This window comes from Nisaea acidiphila, assembly GCF_024662015.1.
Classification (GTDB): Bacteria; Pseudomonadota; Alphaproteobacteria; order Thalassobaculales; family Thalassobaculaceae; genus Nisaea; species Nisaea acidiphila.
The window spans coordinates 2,564,192-2,583,207 of the sequence record NZ_CP102480.1 but is presented as its reverse complement, the minus strand read 5'-3'; the positions used below and the strand labels follow the sequence as shown (position 1 = coordinate 2,583,207).

Below are 19,016 nucleotides of genomic sequence, written 5' to 3'. Positions count from 1 at the left end.
CGGCCCCTCCGGTTCCGAGTCCAATCCGGTTGTCCAGTATCAGTCGCGGGCGACGCAAAGCGCGACGCCCATGCCGCCGCCGATGCAGAGCGTGGCGAGCCCCTTCTTGGCATCCCGCTTCTGCATCTCGTGCAACAGAGTGATCAGCACGCGGCAGCCCGAGGCGCCGATCGGATGGCCGAGCGCGATCGCACCGCCGTTCACATTGACCTTTGCCGGATCCCAGGCGAGGTCCTTGTTCACGGCACAAGCCTGCGCGGCGAAGGCCTCGTTCGCCTCGACCAGATCGAGATCGTCGGCAGACCAGCCGGCCTTTTCCAGAGCGGCCCGGCTCGCCGGGATCGGGCCGGTGCCCATGATCGAGGGATCGACGCCGCGGGTGGCGAAAGAAACGATCCGCGCGAGCGGGGTGATGCCGCGCTTCACCGCCTCGTCTGCGGTCATAAGAACCGTGATCGCCGCGCCGTCATTGATCCCGGAAGCGTTGCCGGCCGTGACCGTGCCTTCTTTGGAGAAGGCCGGACGCAGCTTGGCCAGCGCCTCCAGAGTCGTGCCATGACGCGGGTGCTCGTCGGTATCGACGACCGTCTCGCCCTTGCGGGTCGCAATCGTTACGGGAACGATTTCATCCTTGAACTTGCCGGCTTTCTGCGCCTCTTCAGCCTTCGCCTGGGAGGCCTGAGCGAAGGCGTCCTGCTCCTCGCGGGTGATCTGCCACTGAGCGGCGACATTCTCCGCCGTATTGCCCATATGGTAGCCGTTGAAATGGTCCCAGAGCCCGTCCTTGATCATGGTGTCGATCAGCTGGACGTCGCCCATCTTGTAGCCGTTGCGCAGGCTCTGAGCGTGCGGCGCGTTGCTCATGCTCTCCTGGCCGCCGCAGACGACGATCTTGCTGTCGCCGGCGCGGATCGCCTGGTCGCCGAGAGCGACGGCACGCAGACCGGAACCACAGACCTGATTAATGGTAAGCGCGGTGCGCTCCTTCGGAATGCCGGCCCCGATCGCCGCCTGGCGCGCCGGATTCATACCCGCCGCCGCAGTCAGCACCTGCCCGAGAATCGCCTCGTCGACCTCTTCGGCCTGGACCTTCGCCCGACTGAGCGCCTCCTTGATGGCGATGACGCCAAGATCGGCACCGGAAAGTGAACTCAGGCCGCCGCCAAACGCCCCGATCGGGGTCCGTGCGGCCCCGGCAATCACCACTTCGGTCATAGTGTCTCTCCCTCGCGCCGGCCCCGGCGCTCCTAGCCAAAGGTGGGACCGCCTTCCGGCGGGTCCCTCTCAGACGCTCCGTCATACCGGAACGTCTTACAAGCAATACATGACCACGGCTTTGCGCCAGATCAAAATTGTGTCGTCTCGGGGTATAACAGCGGAAATGCGCTGAAGACGCTCGCCTCCCTGACGGGCGCCGCCGCGTGCACATGCCGAGGCCCGACCTCGGAGAGCGAATTGACCCCGAGCAGCGCGACGGCGGTCCGCACCTCGTCCCGAAGCAACGACAACATCCGTACGACGCCCGCTTCGCCACCGGCCGCCAGCGCACAGCAGAACAGCCGGCCCATGCCGACCGCATTGGCACCGAGCGCGATCGCTTTCACCAGATCCGTCCCGCGCTGGATCGAGCCATCGACGACGATCTCGGCCCGCCCGGCCACCGCGTCCACCACTTCGGGCAGGACATCGAGGGCCCCCCGTCCATGATCGAGCTGGCGTCCGCCATGATTGGAGACATAGACCACATCGACACCGCGCTCGACCGCCATCGCGGCGTCTTCCGCCGTGGCAATACCCTTCAGGATCAACGGCAGGTCGTAGCGCTCCTTGAAACGCTCCACGTCTTTCCAGTTCAGCGCCGCCTGCCAGTCCGCGCCCGCTCCGGCCCGCCAGGGCTTTACGAAGCGCGCGGCAATATCGCGCTCTCGGCGGCTGTAATAGGCGCTGTCGACCGTGAGCGAGACAGCGAAGCAACCCGCATCCTTCGCCCGCCGGACCTGCTCGTCGAGCCAAGCGTCGTCGCCGCGCTTGTAGAGCGCCGAGATCAACAGTCCGTCGGCTGTCGCCGACACTTCCTCGATCGGAATGGTGCCGACATTGCTCAGCATCAGCGCATTTCCGAAACCGGCCGCCGCCCGCATCGCGGTCTTGCCGCCGCCGGACTCGAAACTCTCAAGCGAACCGACCGGCGCGAGCAGCACCGGCAACTCCATCTCTCTGCCGAGAAACCGCCCGGTGACCGATACCTCGCGCATATCGTTAAGGACCCGCGGCCGGAACGCGACGCTGTCCAGCGCCTGCCGGTTCCGTTTCGCGGTCGTTTCGGTTTCGGTCGCACCGCGCAGATAGTTCCAGATATTGTTGTCGAGCCTCTCCTCCGCCGCCGCGACAAACTCGTGCAGGCACAGGAACCGTTCGCTCGGATCCGTGTTGTCCGCCTCGTTCATGCCGGTCACCGCGATAGTCATTGTGCGTACTCCTCCATCCACGCTCCGAGCGGTTCCCAGACCGCTTTCTTCGCATTCGTGCTTGCCATCATGCCCACATGGCCGAGCGGCACATGCAGAGTTTCGGCATGCGGCAAGAGCTCTCCGAGCGGCTCCGCCGAGGACGGCGAAACGATCCGGTCCCGCGAGGGGATGATGACCTTCGAAGGCAGGTTTATGTCGCCCGGCAACACCGTCCGTCCGGCGATCCGCCAGAGCTGGCGGCCGGGAAGGTTCTCACCATACCAGCCGAGCAACGCCTCGGCGGCGACCGGACCGGACAGCGGCACGCCATCGTTCAACCAGTCCTCCAGCGCAACGAAATCCTCCGCCTCCGCGCCATCCGCCTCGAGCTCGCCGAACCGCAGGAACTTCTTGATGACAAGCATCGGGTCGAGCATGTGGAAAAGCGCCTGCAGCAGATCGGTGCCGATCGTCCGCCCCTGGTCCGAGGCCATCAGCAGCATCGGCCGGATCAGCGGCAGGAAAGAAGCGACAGGTGGCGCCCCCGCTGCAAAGTCCCACGGTGTCGCCAGCAAACCCAGCGCGCGCATATCCTGCTGTCGCCGTGCTGCCAAAGCGAGCGCAAGCAGGCCGCCCATGCAATAGCCCAGCACCAGCGGCGGCTGCCCCGTGATCGCCCGGACCGCATCGAGGCATTCCTCCAGCCGACCGGCGACATAATCGGTCATGTGGAAGCGCGCCTCGTCGTCGCCGGGGCGGCCCCAGTCGATGACGAACGGCCTGAAGCCCCGCGCTTCGAGATAGCGCAGGAGGGAGCGGTCGGATTTCAGGTCGAGTACATAGAACCGGTTGATCAGGGATGGGATGACCAGGACCGGGGGACCGTCCAGATTGCGGGTGCCGTAATCGAGAAGCGTTGTGGTTCCGGCACTCCACGCGACCGGCGCCGGCTCAACCTCTCTCGCATAGGGATGACGCCGGTAGATCCGGATCGCATCGAGCAGATCCTGGCTGCGCTCCAGGATCGCCCGGTCCACTGCGGCGACGAAATCGTGCCAAGCGGATTTCTCGTCGGAATTGTCAGAGGCGCCGCTTCCGGCTATCGCCTCGGCGCTGTCTCTCAGCTGCCGTTCCAGATCCTGCTGAACGCTCTCGAGGGCGGGATTCCAGGCCGGCAAGCCGCTCCTCAAGCTCTCGGACGCGAGCCGCGAGCCGCTCCAGTTCAGCATCGCGGTCGTCAGATACAGCGGCAGCGGGCGCGGTCCCAGCCGGTTCGGCGCCGCCGCCTTGTCTGCTGCCATTCCCGTCGTCGACACTCGCGTCTCCTATTCCGCCCGCGCGCCGGGCGCGGCCCGAACCGCCGGCACGGTAGTCCGGCGAAAAACCCTCCTGGCGCGGCTCCGGCTCCTGCCGGGTGGCCGAAGCGTGGACGAATGGCATGAACATCGACATCCATTGCTCGCCCATCGCCCGCATTTCGGGATCGCGTGCCATGCGGCTCGCCTGATCCTGCCACAGATCAAGAAAACTGCGAGCCAAAGCATCATAGTCGATTTGTTTCGGCATCCGTCCCGAACCGTAATTTGTCCGCCGCTTTCGAGCGCCCGTGCAGTGCGCGGCAAATCCTGAACGACCTGCCCGGTTTCTGCAATCGCCGCGGTAAAATTTCAATTGCCGGAAAGATCGTCGCAATATTTCGCATTGCAACGAAGGAATTTCCGAATAGGCTTTTCCGCTGTGCGATGCAAAATCGCCAATTTCCGCGGTGCGGGAAAACACCGCGGTCCAAAAAGGGTGGAAGCAAGAGGGAATCCGGCATGGCAACTCAGCGTAAACGGGCAGCCCATAATACCCCCGACACGGGAGCCCAAGGATCGGCTCAGGATGCCTCCGGGGTCATCACGATCAAGAAGTACGCCAACAGGCGTCTCTACAACACGGCGACGAGCAGTTACGTGACCCTCGACCATCTGTGCCAGATGGTGAAGGACGGTCAGGATTTCGTGGTCTACGACGCCAAGACCGGCGAGGACATCACCCGCCCGGTGCTCACCCAGATCATTGTCGAAGAAGAAGCCAAGGGGCAGAACATGTTGCCGATCAGTTTCTTGCGGCAGCTCATAAGCTTCTATGGCGACAACCTCCAGATGGTCGTGCCGCGCTATCTGGAATTCGCGATGGCCGCATTCTCGAAAGAGCAGGACCGCACCCGGGACTACATGCAGGAGGCGCTCGGCGGCCTGTTCCCGTTCTCCCATTTCGAGGAGATGGGCAAGCAGAACATGGCGATGCTGGAGCAGACCATGCGGCTGTTCAATCCCTATCGCCCGCAGGACGCCGAGGGAACGGGAGCGCCGGAAAGCTCTTCCGCCAAATCGCCCGCGGACGTCGCGAAGGGAGCGACCGACGCGCTGCAGAACCTGCAGGAACAGGTGGTGCAGCTGCAGCAGCAACTCTCGGCGCTCAGTTCCGCAACCGCGAACCAGAAAAAGGACGGGGGCAAGTAGCTCCGGTCCTCACTTCTGCAGGATATTGACGATCTCCCGCAACTGCGTACGGGCGCGGAGCAGGTAGAAGCCCTGAACCGACAGGTGGCTCGGGAAAGCGATTCCGTCCGGCGCGCCGTTCATGATGATCAGCGGATCGAGCGCTGCGGCGGAGCGCATGGAGTCGAGCATCTGGTTCCAGGCGGCACCCAGTTCGCGGTCCCGGATAACGCGCTCGAAATCGACGCCCAGTTCGCGCAGCAGCATGTAATAGCCGTAGAGGCGGCCCTTCACGTTGTAGAAGATGTCGTCGACCTTGGTATCGATGCCCCAGCCGCCGGCCTGTTCCAGATGCCGGTCGATCACCGCCGAGGACGAGCCGAGATCTGCCGTCATGCGCTCCAGCGTCGCCTGAAGATTGTCCGCGCGCCGCTCGAACACCGCATCGCCGGCCGCAAGCCGCTCGTTATAGGCAATCATCGAGCGCCGGGCGGCGGCATATTGCCGGTCCGCCGGCGGCGTCGGCGCCCAGGTGGTCGAGAAGTCGAAATGCCAGATCGTGCCCGGGTATTTCAGCAGACCGGCCGCCTTCTCCAGGTCCCCGTCCACTTCGCTCGATCCGCGTGTCCGGCCAAGCTGGTCGGACATTTCGATTGCGAAACGGCTGATTGCGTAGATCACGCCTTGCTGGAAATTCGGCATGTTGTCGAGCATCGAGCCCGGCAGGAAGAACGGATTGTTGGCGGTCCAGGAATTCTGCTCCGTCTCGCGATGGATCAGATCCGCCGCCATCTGCACCGCGCGGCTGGCACCGGCTGGAGTCTCGCTCAGCGCCTGATCGACATCGTCGGAAATCCGGTGGGTCAGCGCCATGCCGATGAGGTAATAGGCGGCGATGGCCAGAATGAGCAGAACGAACCCGTAGCCGCCGGCACGGGGGATCCAGGGCGTCAGCGCCCGCCGAGCCGGAGCATCGTCGTCCCAGTTGAGCTCGTGTTTTTGCGCCATCGGTATTTTCCGCTCCTTCTACTTCCCGCTAAACATGGGAAGGATCTGAACGGAGCGCAATCGCTTTGAGGAATCGCGGATCGTCCGCCATGCGGACCGGGTCGGCACCGGAACTGACGGAAAGCTGCCCGATCTGCGGCCGCCCGATGGTCCCCGGAAGCTCGGTCGACCGCCATCACTGGGTCCCGCGCGCGTATGGCGGGCGGGAATGGGGCTGGATGCACCAGATCTGCCACCGCAAAATCCATGCGCTGTTCAGCGAGAGCGACCTCGCCCGGCGCTACAGCACGGCGAGCGAGATCCTGAGCCATCCCGAAATGGAAAAATTCGTCGCATGGGTGAAACGGCGGCCGCCGGAATACAATGACTGGCACAAGCGGCCGCGGCGGCGGCGCTAGCCCCGGGGATCCTTGCGGCCGAGGAAACGCTTGGCCGCGACAGGCACCAGGGCCAAAACTCCGAGACCGACCATCGCGAGGATGATCTCCGGCGTCATCACGTCGGCGAGCCCGATCTCGCCCTCCTGATCGAAGATACTGCCGAGGCCGGCCCCAACAGAGGCGAAGACGAAACCGCCCGGGATAATGCCGATCACCGTCGCGAGCACGTAGGTCCGCGTGGAGACCCCGAGAAAGGCCGGAACCAGGTTCACGAGGAAAAATGGAAAGGCCGGGACCAGCCGCAGGAAAAGCAGATAGTTGAAGGCATCCTTGCGGAAGCCTTCGCGCATCATACCGATCGCCCGTCCGGCGCGGCGGCGCAGCACGTCGGCAAAAGCCGTGCGGGCCGCAAGGAAGATCGCCGTCGCGCCGAGCGTGGCACCGATGACGGCATAGGCGGTCCCGCCGACCGTGCCGAAGAGAAAGCCGCCACTCAGGGTCAGTACGGCCGCACCCGGAACGGAAAGGCCTGTCACGACGGCATAGAGCCCGATGAAGACGAGTGCGGCGACGAGGTAATGATCCGTCACGAAGCCGGTCAGAAGGTCCCGGTTCTCCCGCAGCAGCTCGAGGCTCACATAGCGGTCGAGGCCGAGACCGAAGAACAGACCAGTTGCGAGCACAAGGAGGAGCACCGGCAGGAGGCGGGACAGCCAACCGCTTCCGCCGCGTTGCTCTTCGAGACCGTTACGCACCTCTGTTTCCTCGACCACTTCAGACCTCGTCCGTTTTGCCGATGGGCTCAGCTTGGACGTAATACATCCGGTACCGGACGGCACATGAAACGATTTCACACCGGCGTGACCTGAACCCGCGCCAATCGCGACTCTCAGACCGAGATATCGGCCCGGTAACGGTCTTCCGGGAATCTAAGCGTGACGAGCGTACCCTTGCCCGGCTCGCTGTCGATGGCGAGATCGCCGCCATGCAATTCCATGAGCCGGGAGACGATCGAGAGCCCGAGACCCGAGCCTTCCTGCGCGACCATGCGGCCGCGGCCGACCTGGCCGAAGGGCGTCAGCGCGACATCCACGTCCTCCGGCGCCATGCCGATGCCGGTATCGCCGACCCGGAACTCAAGATACCCGTCTACGATCGCACCACCTTCGACCCAGACCTTCCCGCCCCGCTCTGTGAATTTGACGGCATTCGACAGCAGATTCAGGAGAATCTGCCGGAACATCCGCTGGTCGGCCTCGATCGCGATCCGCTCGGCCTCGATCGAGACGGAAATCTCGATTTCCTTTCGGGACGCGCGCTCGCTCATGAAGCGAACGCACCGCTGCGCCGCCGCGGTCGCATCGAACAGGTCGTCACCGACCACGAACTCGTTCGCCTCGATCTTCGACATGTCCAGAATGTCGTTGATCACCTCAAGCAGATGCGCGGCGCTGCTGTGAATGTCGCCGGCATATTCCTTGTACTTCTCGTTAGGCAGGGCTCCGAACATCTCGGATTCGATCGTCTGCGAGAATCCGAGTATGGCGTTCAGCGGTGTCCTGAGCTCGTGGCTCATATTTGCGAGAAACTCGGTCTTTGCCCGGTTGGCGATCTCGGCCTGTTCCTTCGCTGCGCGCAGCTCGTCCTCGTGCCGCTTGCGCGCGGTCACATCGGTGACCGACCCCGCCATCCGGACCACCTTGCCAGCCTTGTCGCGCACCACCCTGCAATGGTTGGAAACCCAAACGGGATCGCCGTCGTTGTCCGACACACGATACTCAAGCGAGAAGGCATCCGCGCCGGATCGCAAGTGACGCACCAGAGCGCGGCGCACGGCCCGCCGCTGGTCGGGATGGATGTGGCTCGCGGAGTCCCGCGACATCATCGTGCGTGGCTCATCGCCCCATCCGACGGTCCGGCACATCTGCGCCGAGGCGAAGAACTCGTTCTCACCGAAATTCCAGTCCCAGAGTCCGTCCCTGGCGCCCTCCACGGCGAGTTCGTAGCGCTCCTGCGCCTCCCGCAGCTTATCCTCAATCTGCTTGCGATCGGTGATGTCCTCGACCGTCTGCAGCACCCAGCCCCAACTCGACTCAAAGCCGGGCATGACGTTCGTGGTCGTGCGCAGATAGATGTCCCGACCGTCGAAGGTTCGATCCCAACCTTCCAGCACGACTTTGTTGTCGCCGGCAAGAAAGCGCGCGAGCAGGGACACGAAAATGTCGGAGTAACCGGTTTCCGGGTTATAGGTCGTGAGATCCGGCGCTTCGTTGAAACGATCGATGAGCGCACGTTTATCAGGCGCGCTGTAGGTGCGTACGGCCGCGTCGTTCAGGTCGACCACCCGGGCGCCGGCGACGAGGTCGGTCAGGATCTCCGGTTTTTCGCGGACATAGGATTCGATGTCGGTATGGCCCTCGCGAGCGAGGCGCTCGAGAACGCGGCGGGCACCGGTCCAGTCCTCGTCCGTGGTGGCGACCGGATAATCGTCGAAGCGGGAGCGTTCGAGCTCCAGGTTGCGCAGGATCGCGTTCTCGCGCCGGGCAGCGGATGCATTGTCCGACACAGTCACAACAATGGCGGCGACCGCTCCGTTCTCTTCACGGCACGGATAGGCATCGACCCTGAGAAACCGCTGTCTGTCGCCGGCATCCACCCGCAAGGTCCGGCTACGTGTCTCGCCGTTGGCCAGAACCGATTTCAGCATCGAGAAATAGGCCGGGTCCGCGTCCTCGAGTGCCGGAATGGCAAGTTCGCCGAGAAGGCTCTCGAAACCGGGCGTGCGATGCAGAACCGTCAGGTCGGGTCCACGCTGCTCCGACGGAATGGCGTCCGCGAAAACCTCCCGGCGCGAAAGAGCGGCAATATCCGCCATATTGTCCATGGCGCGAGTTCGATTCCCCAGGTTTGATCCAATCCGCCGCGCGCCCGATTTTCCTGCTCGCGCGAACGGAGCAGACTGCCTTATCCGGGCCACAAAGGGAATCCGCCCGTCCGAGATTTTTTCAGCCCTACTCCAGGCTGTCCCCCATTTGCTGGAGAACATGGCCAGGCTGGCGGCGACCGGAGCAAGTAACCCTCTGACCGAATGGCAACTTTCCTAAGCGCGCCGAGCTCCATTCCGTCCCGCATGCGCCTGACCGCTTCTTTCGGTGCCAAGTGCAGACCTTCGCGCAGTGATAGCAGCGCACGCCGGAGGACGGCCTGCATATTGGCGAAAACCCGCGATCTTGGAGAAGGTCCGGCCGCCGCTCAGTCGGACCTGCCGAGCGTCCGCTCCGCAAGGGCCTCGTAATCGTCCGCCCGTGTCACGCGCCGGATCAGATCGGGCGCCGCAAGTCCGTCGATCTCGGACGGGTGTGCGCCCTCCTTGAGCGCCCGCAGAGTTTTTTCGACAGCAGCAATCGCGGCGGAAATCGGCTGGTGTCCCTGCAAGGCAATCCGGACCCGCCGCGCCGAGAGGTAATCCCAGTCGTTCAGCTCCGGCGGCACCCCGCCGATGATCAGCGGCAGGCCGACCGCTTCCGAGGCCGCATCGAGCTCCGCTCGGGTCTTGAGTCCGATCAGGAAGATCGCGTCGACGCCTGCCGCCTCGTAAGCTTTCGCCCGGGCGATCGCGTCGTCGAGCCCATTCACCGAGGCGGCGCTGGTCCGTCCCGCGATGACCAGATCCGGATCCTGCCGGCCGGCCAGTGCCGCGCGCATCTTGCCGACACCCTCCTCGATGGAGAGGATCCGGGTCTTGCCGCCGCTGCCATAGGGTTCCGGAAGGTCCGTGTCCTCGATGGAAAGCCCGGCGGCGCCGGCGGTCTCCAGTTCTTCAACCGTACGCCGGACGTTCAGCCCATTGCCGAAGCCGTGATCCGCGTCGATCATCAGCGGCAGGTTTCCCGCCCGGTTGATCCGCTGGACAAGGCCCGCCAGCTCGCTCAGGGTCAACACCATGACATCCGGTGCGCCGAGCACGGCGAGCGAGGCGACCGAGCCGCCGAGCATGCCCGCCTCGAAACCGAGATCCTCGGCGATCCGCGCTGACAGCGCGTCATGTACCGATCCGGGACGGATGCAGCGCTCGCTCCCGATCACCTGCCGGAACTTCCGGCGGCGGTCTTTCCAGTCCATTTTCGATCCTCCCCTTATGTTCCGTCCGGCGGTTTGCCCGCTCTAGCGGAAATCGAATCCGAGTTCCTTCAGCCGTTCGCGCAGATCGTCGCGCAGCCAGGGATGGAACTTCTTGTCCATGTCGTCCGACCAGGATGCGTCCGTCGTCTGGCGTCCCTGCCCGCGATAATGTTCCGCAAGCGCAACGTCGTAATCGTCAACGACCTTCTTCGCATCCGCGCCGCTGCGGCTCTTGCCGTACTGCTCGAAATGCACCAGCCCGTCATAGTCCATGCGCGGTTTCTGCGCCGGCGCCTCCGCCGGCCAGCCGAGAGACATGCCGAAGACACAGAACACGCGCTGCGGGAGTCCGAGAATGTGCGCGACCTCATGCGGCTTGTTGCGGGCTCCGCCGATCATCACGCCCTTGATCCCGAGACTGTCCGCAACGAGATAGGCCGACATTCCGACCAGTGCGGCGTCGATCGCCGAAACCAGACCGGTTTCCAGATTGTTGCTGTCGATACTGTGGCCATTCCGAACCAGCGCATCCTCGATCCGCGAGATATCGGCGCAGAAGGCGAGAAAAACCGGCGCCTGCGCGACATGACGCTGCCCGCCCGAAGCCGCCGCAAGCGCGTCGAGCTTCTCCTGATCGCGCACCACGACCACGCTGTAGGCCTGAATGTTCGACGAAGTCGGGGCGCGGAAAGAGGTTTTCAGGATGAGGTCGAGGGTCTCGTCGCTGATCTGCTCGTCGGTGAACTTGCGGACGCTCACCCGCTTGAGCAGCGTATCGATAACGTCGTTCGAGGGAATCTTCTGGAAGTCGGGCATGTCGGGTCTTTCTCCGGTTCCGGTCGCGCGGCCGAGCCGCGCCTTTGGCCCGCGACTCTACTTGGAAGCGGGCCGGCCGCAAGCCGTGCTCCCGCAATGCAGTGTCTTGAGCGAGAAAACCAGCGGTTCCGCGACGGCACGAATGGAGCCGTGCGGTGCGCCTCCGATTTGCTAGGATTACCCGCATGACAAAATCGCTGCTCATCGTCGCCCACGCGCCCTCCGAGAACACGCGCGCCTTGCTTGAAGCGGTCCGGCACGGAGCCGTTGAGGCCAGCGGCGGAGAGATCGCCGTCACCGGCCTCAGTCCCTTCGACGCGGGTCCGGAAGAGGTCATGTCCTGCGATGCCATCCTGCTCGGGACCACCGAAAATCTCGGCTATATGAGCGGCGCCCTGAAGGATTTCTTCGACCGGATCTATTATCCCTGCCTCGAGGAAACCCAGGGCCTCCCCTATGCGCTCTTCGTACGCGCCGGCCATGACGGCACCGGAACCTGCCGGGCGGTTGACAGTATCACCACGGGATTGCGCTGGCGTGCCGTACAGGAGCCGCTGGTCTGCCGGGGACCGTTCGACCCGGGTTTCGTCGCTCAATGCCGCGAGCTGGGCGCCGGCATGGCCGCCGGGCTGGAAGCCGGAATTTTCTAGGCCGGAGTTTTCCGGACCGGAGTTTTCTGGGAACGTCAGCAAACTGTCGGCCCGGAACGAGTCCCCCCTGGCCGGGCTGCTAGCCTAAGGCCAAGCAAGAAGTGTCCGAGCCGGAGAGATCTGCCATGTCCAACGATCCGTTGCTGCAGCCCTATCAGCTGAAGCACCTGACCCTGCGCAACCGGCTGATGTCGACCTCGCACGAACCGGCCTACTCCGAAAACGGGATGCCGACGGACCGCTACCGGCTCTATCACCTGGAAAAAGCGAAAGGCGGGATCGCGCTCACCATGACGGCGGGCTCAGCCGTGGTCTCGGAAGACAGCCCCGCCGCTTTCGGCAATCTCTATGCCTATAAGGACGAGATCGTTCCGCATCTGAAACGGATTACCGACGACTGCCACGAATACGGCACGGCGGTGATGATCCAGCTGACCCATCTCGGACGCCGGACGAACTGGAACAAGGCGGACTGGCTACCGGTGCTCGCCCCTTCGCCGGTGCGCGAGCCGGCGCATCGGGCCTTTCCGAAAGAGGCGGAGGACTGGGATCTCGACCGTATCGCGGGGGACTATGCCGCCGCCGCCGAGCGCATGCAGGCGGCCGGTCTCGACGGCATCGAGCTCGAATGTTACGGCCATCTGCTCGACGGGTTCTGGTCCCCGGCGACGAACTTCCGGACCGACGAGCATGGCGGCAGCCTGGACAATCGCCTGCGTTTCACCCGGCACGTTCTCGACGGCATTCGTGAGCGGGTCGGGCCGGACTTCATCGTCGGGCTCCGCCTGGTCGCCGACGAGCAGTGGGAGAAAGGCCTCTCGCGCGAGGAGGGGATCGAGATCTGCCGCCGCCTCGTCGCCACCGGACAGGTTGATTTCCTGAACGTCATCCGCGGCCATATCGATACCGACGCCGCGCTCTCCGGCGTGATCCCGGTCCAGGGCATGGCCTCCGCCCCGCATCTCGATTTCGCAGGCGAGGTCCGCGCCGAGACCAAGTTCCCGGTCTTCCACGCCGCCCGCATTCAGGACGTCGCCACCGCCCGGCACGCCGTGGCCGAGGGCAAACTCGACATGGTCGGCATGACCCGCGCCCATATCGCCGAGCCGCATATCGCGCTGAAGCTCTCCCAGGGTCGGGAGCAGGATATCCGCCCCTGCGTCGGCGCGACCTACTGCCTCGACCGGATCTATGAGGGGCACGAGGCACTCTGCATCCACAATGCCGCCACCGGGCGCGAACTCACCATGCCGCATGTGATTGCCTCGAGCGACGGGACTCGCAAGCGCGTGGTCGTTGTCGGCGCCGGTCCCGCGGGACTGGAAGCGGCCCGCGTCTCCGCCGCGCGCGGTCATGAGGTGACTGTCTTCGAAGCCGGGCCCGAAGCGGGCGGACAGGTGCGCCTTGCCGCGCAGAGCAAGCGCCGCTCTGAGCTGATCGGCATCGTTGACTGGCGCTTGGAACAGCTCGAAGCGTCGGGCGTGGAAATCCGCTTCAATCATTACGCTGAAGAAACGGACGTGACCGCCGAAGCGCCGGACATGGTCTTCGTCGCGACCGGCGGCCTGCCGAACACGGATATCCTGGAGGCCGGCAACGAACTGGTGCATTCGACCTGGGACATCCTTTCCGGCGAGGTAAGCCCGACTGGCCGCGTCCTGGTCTATGACGACAATGGCGGCCATCCCGCGCTGCAGGCGGCCGAAATGCTGATCGAGAAAGGCGCCGAGGTGGAGATCGTAACGCCGGAGCGCTTTTTCGCGCCGGAGATCGGCGGCCTCAATCACGTACCCTATGCGGGCGCGCTACACCGCTCCGCCAGCCGGATCACGATCAATACGCGCCTGACCGGCGTCGCCAGGAACGGCAACGTTCTGACCGCGACGCTCGGCTCCGATTACGACCCCGGCACGACGGCGCGGGAGGTCGACCATGTCGTGGTCGAGCACGGCACGCTTCCGCTGGACGAACTTTATTTTGCGCTGAAACCCCTCTCCAGCAATCTCGGAACGGTCGATTACAAGGCCCTGATCCGGTCGGAAAACGCCTATCCGCTACGCAATCCCAACGGAACCTTCGTTCTGGCCCGTATCGGCGACGCCGTCGCCTCGCGTAACATCCACGCGGCGATCTACGACGGGCTGCGTTTCGCCAAGGATCTCTAGCCCCGCCGGACCGTCTTCAGCGCTCGGGAGCGGAACTCCCGGCGATATAGGATCGCCACGACCCAGAGCGAGGCCGCCATGAAGGCGAAGGGATGCAGGAACCAGGTGCAGACCGCTAGCCCGAAATAATAGGAATGCACACCGCCGTTGTAGTGCCGGGCCGCGAGGCTCGCGAGTTCCGCCGCGACCGCGGCGCGGGCGATCCCGGTCTCCCGCTGATCAGCGAGTTCCGGCTGCGGGATCGCACCGAGCACCACCGCCGCGTTGTTGTGCAGCCTGATCGACCAGGCGAGCCGGAAGAAGGCAAAGGTGAAAATGAAGATCAACAGTGCGATCTTCAGACCGAAGCGGTCCTGGGTGGTCTCGATCAGGAAGGAAAACCGGTTGAGCACGGCCACCGCTTGCTCCGAGGCGCCGAACACGGCGGCGAGACCGCCGACGACGAAGATGCTGGTCGAGGCCATGAAGGCGGAGTTTCCCGCGAGAGAACGCACGATCTGCACGTCGATGATGCGGTTTTCGCGCTCCACCGCCGCACTGAACCAATCCCGCCGCCAGGCCTGCATGGCCGCCGGCAGGCCCTTGCCGCGCCGCACCGCGACGGCGACGAACGTCTCGTAGCCGAGCCAGCAGGTCATGAAGAGCGCGAGCGCGATCAGATCGTCGCGCCGCAGGATGTCCAGCACAGACTGCATTCAGATCCCCTACCCGGCGGCATTCTAGCGCCGGGCAAGGCCCGGCACCAAGCCGTTCGGTCAGGCGACCCGGTTCAGAACCCGAGCGCGGATCGTGCCGTCGAGCGCGCGCACCGCGCGGATCACCTCGTCCGCCTTCTCGACATGCCCCTCCGCATCCAGCACCACATAACCGATCTCGCCGTCGGTCTGGTAATGCTGGGCGGCGATATTGATGTCGTACGCGGCGAAGACGTCGTTCAGACGCCCGAGTTCTCCCGGCAGGTTGCGCTGAACCTGGATGAAACGGGTCCCCGCCGGACGGGGCGGCAGCTGGACCTCTGGAAAATTCACCGCGCCGGCGGTCGACCCGACGTCGGAATATTCGATCAGCTTGCGGATCACTTCCTCGCCGATCCGCTCCTGCGCTTCCTCGGTCGATCCGCCGACATGCGGCGTCAGGATCACATTGTCGAGGCCCTGCAGCGGCGAGGCGAAACTGTCCGCGTTCGATTTCGGCTCGACCGGGAAGACATCCACCGCAGCTCCTGCCAGATGGCCGCTCTTCAGCGCCGCCGCGAGCGCATCGACATCGAGGATGGTGCCCCGGGCGTTATTGATCAGATGGGCGCCTTTTTTCATCTTGCCGATCTCGCGCGCGCCGATCATGTCCTTCGTTTCGGGCGTTTCCGGCAGATGCAGCGAGACCACGTCGGAGGCTTCCAGCAGCGCGTCCAGGCTCTCCGCCGGCTCCGCGTTGCCGTGACGCAGCTTGTCGGTGCGGTCGAAGAAGATCACCCGCATGCCCATGGCTTCGGCGAGGACCGCGAGCTGGGTTCCGATATTGCCATAACCGACGATGCCGAGCGTCTTGCCCCGCACCTCACGGCTGCCAACCGCCGATTTCTGCCAGCGCCCCTCATGTGCGCCGACCGAGCGCGGAAAGGTCTGCCTGAACAGCATCACGATCTCGGCGATTGTCAGTTCCGCCACGCTGCGAGTGTTCGAGAACGGCGCGTTGAAAACCGGAATGCCCTTGCGCTTCGCCGCCTCGAGATCCACCTGGTTCGTTCCGACAGAGAAACAACCGAGTGCGATGAGTTTGTCCGTCGAGGCGATCACGCTCTCCGTCATCTTGGTCCGGGAGCGGATGCCAAGCAGACGGACATCGGCCAGCGCCTCCTTCAGGGCATCTTCCTCAAGCGCCTTCGCGTGCCGCTCGATGCACGGATATCCTGCCAGTTCGAGCTGGCGCACGGCGGTTTCGGAAATTCCCTCGAGCAGGAGAAACTTGATCTTGTCTTTGGGAAGAGACGGATTCTGGATTGTGCTCATCTGGCAACGGGTCCGGGTCGGTTACCGGCGTCTTCGGGACGCATTCGCTCGCAGCGGAAAAAACGATGCACTCCGCAGCGGGGCCGTAGACATATAGAGGCACCGGTCAATTCGCAAGGCACCGGTGTTTCGGGTTCCACGTCGCCGGCGGGTTCGAAGATCTCGTTATGCCGGACTAGACCGGCCGCGTCCGCTCCGCCGCCGGATGACACTCAAGAGTCATTAAACCGCCACCAAGCCGCCACACACCCAACATCAGGACGATACATGTGCCTCGCTACCGTCCGCCTATCTGGCAATCCGGGCAAAGGCCCGCACTATGGAGGCGTAACCGATGCTGCGCAGGATTCTAGCGGCCGCGATCATGGCCGTTTCTCTCCCCACCCTGGCCCAGGCGGCCGACCCGATCCGTTTTGCGGTCACCGATATCGAGGGTCTTGAAGCCCTGCAGCAGGAATTCGGTGCCTTCGAGAAAGCGATCGAAAAGAGCACCGGTCTCGATCTCGAACTGTTCCCGGTCGGCAACCGCACCGCCGCCGTCGAGGCGATGAATGCGGGCCAGGTCGATTTCGTGCTGACCGGCCCGGCCGAATATGTCGTGCTCAAGGAACTGACCAAGCCGGAGATCGTCGTCGCCTGGCAGCGGCCCGACTATTTCGCGCAGATCGTCACGCTCGCGAGCGGTCCGGTGAAGAAGGTGCAGGACCTGAAAGGCAAGGTGATCTCCTTCGGTTCGGTCGGCTCCACCTCCCAGCATCTCGGCCCGGCGCAGGCGCTCGCCGATCTCGGCCTCGATTACGGCCGCGACTACGAGCCGAAGATCATCTCCCGCAACGTCGCCATCGAAGCCCTGATCCGCGGCGATATCAGCGCCATCGGGATGAATTTCGGACATCTGCAGAAGGCCCGCAAAGCCTATCCGGACGTTGCCTTCACGGTGATCGCCCGCGGCCGCGACCTGCCGAACGACATCCTCGTCGCCCGTGCCGGCGCGGACAAGGACGTCGTCGCCAAGGTCCGCAAGGCCTTCGCCGAGGACGGTCAGTCCCTGCTCGCCGCGGTCCTGAAAGGCGACGACAACAAGAAATACGAGGGCGGTTTCTTCCTCTCCTCGGTCAATGACGCGGATTACGACTATGTCCGCTCCATGTACAAGACGATCGGGGTCGAGAGCTTCACCAGCTTCGTTGGCGACTGATCGGATCGGTCGACCCGGCGCCTTTTCCTGCGCCGGGTCCGGCAAGTACCCATGTCTTCATCCATCATCCAGGTCGAGCGGGCCGAGAAGATCTTTTCGGGCGGTCTCAAGGTGCTGCACGGTGTCTCCCTCGCCATTGCGCGCGGCGAGCGCGTCGCGCTGATCGGCCCGAACGGCGCCGGGAAATCCACGCTGCTCCGTTGCCTCGCGGGACTGCTGCCGATTACCGGCGGCTCGATCGGGATCCTCGACGAGCACTTTTCCACCCAGCCGAGCGCCCGCCAGCGCCGCGCCCTGCGCAAGCGCCTCGGCTTCGTCTTTCAGTTCCACGGCCTGGTCCGCCGCACCAGCGCGCTTTCCAACGTGGTGAACGGTTATCTCGGACAGGACATCGGCTGGCGCGCCTGGCATCAGGCCCTGGCTCCGGCGTCATTGCGCGCGGAGGCCCTGAACGCACTGGAGGCCGTCGGGCTCGAGGAGAAATGGAATGCACGCGCCGACACCCTTTCCGGCGGACAATCGCAGCGGGTCGCCATCGCACGGGCCATCGTCCACAAGCCCGAGCTGCTGATCGCCGACGAGCCCGCCGCCAGTCTTGACCCGGCAGCCGGGGCCGAAGTCATGACTCTCTTCCACAGGCTTGCCGTCGAACGCGGCAGCACCCTGCTTTTCACCACCCACGATATGGACCACGCACTTGCCTACTCGGACCGGGTGATTGCCTTGCGCCAGGGCCGCATTGTGCTGGATGCCTCAAGTGGCAGCCTGAAGCGGTGCGATCTGGAGCCAATTTTCCATGGCCAGTGACCAATCCGCCGCCGGACGCCTGCCCCGCGTCGCGAAACTCGACCCACTGCGCTTCGCGCTGGCGGTCGCGGTCGGCGCGCTTCTCGTGGCCTCGATCACCGAGGTCACGCCGTCGCCGGAAAGGCTTGCCGGCGCCTTCCCGCGCATGGGCTCCCTGCTCGACCGCATGCTGCCCCCGGATACCGATCCCGCCTTTCTCGGACGGATGGCGGTGCGGTTGCTGGAAACCATCCAAATCGCCATTGCCGGCACCTTCTTCGGGATTCTGCTGAGCTTTCCGCTCGCCTGGTGCGGCGCCGCCGGCCTCTCGCCGCTGGGCCCGTTCCGCTGGGCGGCCCGTGCCGTGGTATCGCTTTTCCGCACGGTACCGGACCTGGTCTGGGCGCTCTTCTTCGTCTCCGCCGTCGGCCTCGGCGCGGTCGCGGGCACGCTGACCATCATCGTCGATACCGCCGGCTTTTGCGGGCGTTTCTTCGCCGAGGCGATGGAGGAATCCGACCGTCAGTCCCGCGAGGCCCTCGACGCCGCGGGCGCCCGGAAGGTCGACATCCTCTTCTCCGCCGTCGTGCCGGATTGCATGCCGTCCTTCGTCAATACCAGCCTGTTCAGCCTCGAGCTGGCAGTGCGCTCCTCCGTCGTGCTCGGGATTGTCGGCGCCGGCGGAATCGGACAGGAACTGAAGACCGCCTTCGAGCTCTTCCAATACCCGAAAGCCTCGGCGATCATTCTCGCGATTTTCGTTATCGTGCTGGTGATGGAACGGCTTACGGACTGGTTACGGCAGCGCATCGGCTGAACACGTCACACAGCTATCGGTGAGATCGATTCTTCAAAGGCGCCAAACAAGTTTTCTTAATCCCGCCGGGTGATTTCGGCATTCGCCGGAAATCCCGCACGATCTTCTAGACCACCATTCGAGTCATAA

The 19,016-nt window shown here is 64.3% G+C and carries 17 protein-coding genes; 7 read left to right on the top strand and 10 right to left on the bottom strand.

Going from position 1 to position 19,016, the window contains the following annotated elements:
- Positions 1-39 precede the first annotated feature (39 nt).
- The 3 genes from NUH88_RS11930 to NUH88_RS11920 all read right to left on the bottom strand — a co-directional run bounded on the left by NUH88_RS11930 (position 40) and on the right by NUH88_RS11920 (position 3,766).
- The gene (locus tag NUH88_RS11930) at positions 40-1,215 is read right to left on the bottom strand and encodes an acetyl-CoA C-acetyltransferase (RefSeq protein ID WP_257766634.1); all 1,176 of its coding nucleotides are present in this window, start codon (positions 1,213-1,215) and stop codon (positions 40-42) included.
- A gap of 131 nt (positions 1,216-1,346) precedes the next feature.
- Positions 1,347-2,468 carry an alpha-hydroxy acid oxidase gene (locus NUH88_RS11925; RefSeq protein ID WP_257766633.1) on the bottom strand — a complete coding sequence of 374 codons (1,122 nt, stop codon included), beginning with the start codon at positions 2,466-2,468 and terminating at the stop codon, positions 1,347-1,349.
- Positions 2,465-3,766: an alpha/beta fold hydrolase gene (locus NUH88_RS11920; protein ID WP_257766632.1), complete on the bottom strand. Its 1,302-nt coding sequence runs from the start codon at positions 3,764-3,766 to the stop codon at positions 2,465-2,467. The genes NUH88_RS11925 and NUH88_RS11920 overlap by 4 nt, the downstream gene beginning before the upstream one ends.
- Positions 3,767-4,267: 501 nt before the next feature.
- On the opposite strand from NUH88_RS11920, the gene phaR reads away from it, so the two are divergent.
- On the top strand, positions 4,268-4,957 hold the full coding sequence (phaR, locus tag NUH88_RS11915; RefSeq protein WP_257766631.1) for a polyhydroxyalkanoate synthesis repressor PhaR: 690 nt from the start codon (positions 4,268-4,270) through the stop codon (positions 4,955-4,957).
- A gap of 9 nt (positions 4,958-4,966) precedes the next feature.
- On the opposite strand, the gene NUH88_RS11910 is transcribed toward phaR, so the two are convergent.
- On the bottom strand, positions 4,967-5,944 hold the full coding sequence (locus NUH88_RS11910) for a DUF2333 family protein (protein ID WP_257766630.1): 978 nt from the start codon (positions 5,942-5,944) through the stop codon (positions 4,967-4,969).
- A gap of 89 nt (positions 5,945-6,033) precedes the next feature.
- Here NUH88_RS11910 and NUH88_RS11905 point away from each other — a divergent pair, with 89 nt between their 5' ends.
- On the top strand, positions 6,034-6,342 hold the full coding sequence (locus NUH88_RS11905; protein ID WP_257766629.1) for an HNH endonuclease: 309 nt from the start codon (positions 6,034-6,036) through the stop codon (positions 6,340-6,342).
- On the opposite strand, the gene NUH88_RS11900 is transcribed toward NUH88_RS11905, so the two are convergent.
- The 4 genes from NUH88_RS11900 to NUH88_RS11885 form a co-directional block, all read right to left on the bottom strand.
- The gene (locus tag NUH88_RS11900; protein ID WP_257766628.1) at positions 6,339-7,097 is read right to left on the bottom strand and encodes a TVP38/TMEM64 family protein; all 759 of its coding nucleotides are present in this window, start codon (positions 7,095-7,097) and stop codon (positions 6,339-6,341) included. The two genes, NUH88_RS11905 and NUH88_RS11900, sit on opposite strands and share 4 nt — an antisense overlap.
- Before the next feature lie 116 nt (positions 7,098-7,213).
- Positions 7,214-9,208, bottom strand: a complete 1,995-nt coding sequence (locus NUH88_RS11895) for a PAS domain-containing sensor histidine kinase (RefSeq protein WP_257766627.1) — start codon at positions 9,206-9,208, stop codon at positions 7,214-7,216.
- 368 nt (positions 9,209-9,576) lie between these two features.
- Positions 9,577-10,446: an isocitrate lyase/PEP mutase family protein gene (locus tag NUH88_RS11890; protein ID WP_257766626.1), complete on the bottom strand. Its 870-nt coding sequence runs from the start codon at positions 10,444-10,446 to the stop codon at positions 9,577-9,579.
- Positions 10,447-10,488: 42 nt separating this feature from the next.
- Positions 10,489-11,262 (bottom strand): nitroreductase family protein, encoded by a 774-nt coding sequence (locus NUH88_RS11885; protein ID WP_257766625.1) that lies wholly within the window; start codon positions 11,260-11,262, stop codon positions 10,489-10,491.
- A gap of 185 nt (positions 11,263-11,447) precedes the next feature.
- Between NUH88_RS11885 and NUH88_RS11880 the strand changes: the two genes are divergently transcribed.
- Complete coding sequence (locus NUH88_RS11880) at positions 11,448-11,912, top strand: flavodoxin family protein (protein ID WP_257766624.1); 465 nt, start codon at positions 11,448-11,450, stop codon at positions 11,910-11,912.
- 125 nt (positions 11,913-12,037) lie between these two features.
- Positions 12,038-14,077 carry an NADH:flavin oxidoreductase gene (locus NUH88_RS11875; RefSeq protein ID WP_257766623.1) on the top strand — a complete coding sequence of 680 codons (2,040 nt, stop codon included), beginning with the start codon at positions 12,038-12,040 and terminating at the stop codon, positions 14,075-14,077.
- Here NUH88_RS11875 and NUH88_RS11870 read toward each other — a convergent pair.
- Both NUH88_RS11870 and serA read right to left on the bottom strand, forming a co-directional pair.
- Positions 14,074-14,772, bottom strand: coding sequence for a DUF599 domain-containing protein (locus NUH88_RS11870; protein WP_257766622.1), 699 nt, complete (start codon positions 14,770-14,772; stop codon positions 14,074-14,076). The two genes, NUH88_RS11875 and NUH88_RS11870, sit on opposite strands and share 4 nt — an antisense overlap.
- A gap of 60 nt (positions 14,773-14,832) precedes the next feature.
- Positions 14,833-16,086: a phosphoglycerate dehydrogenase gene (serA, locus tag NUH88_RS11865; RefSeq protein WP_257766621.1), complete on the bottom strand. Its 1,254-nt coding sequence runs from the start codon at positions 16,084-16,086 to the stop codon at positions 14,833-14,835.
- Between the two features lie 334 nt (positions 16,087-16,420).
- Between serA and NUH88_RS11860 the strand changes: the two genes are divergently transcribed.
- Genes NUH88_RS11860 through phnE form a run of 3 tightly spaced genes read left to right on the top strand, consistent with a single transcriptional unit; the run spans position 16,421 to position 18,887 of the window.
- Positions 16,421-17,284: a PhnD/SsuA/transferrin family substrate-binding protein gene (locus NUH88_RS11860; protein WP_257766620.1), complete on the top strand. Its 864-nt coding sequence runs from the start codon at positions 16,421-16,423 to the stop codon at positions 17,282-17,284.
- Positions 17,285-17,335: 51 nt separating this feature from the next.
- Entirely contained in the window at positions 17,336-18,091 is a 756-nt protein-coding gene (locus NUH88_RS11855) for a phosphonate ABC transporter ATP-binding protein (RefSeq protein ID WP_257766619.1), read from the top strand.
- Entirely contained in the window at positions 18,081-18,887 is an 807-nt protein-coding gene (gene phnE / locus NUH88_RS11850; RefSeq protein WP_257766618.1) for a phosphonate ABC transporter, permease protein PhnE, read from the top strand. The genes NUH88_RS11855 and phnE overlap by 11 nt, the downstream gene beginning before the upstream one ends.
- Positions 18,888-19,016: the final 129 nt, after the last annotated feature.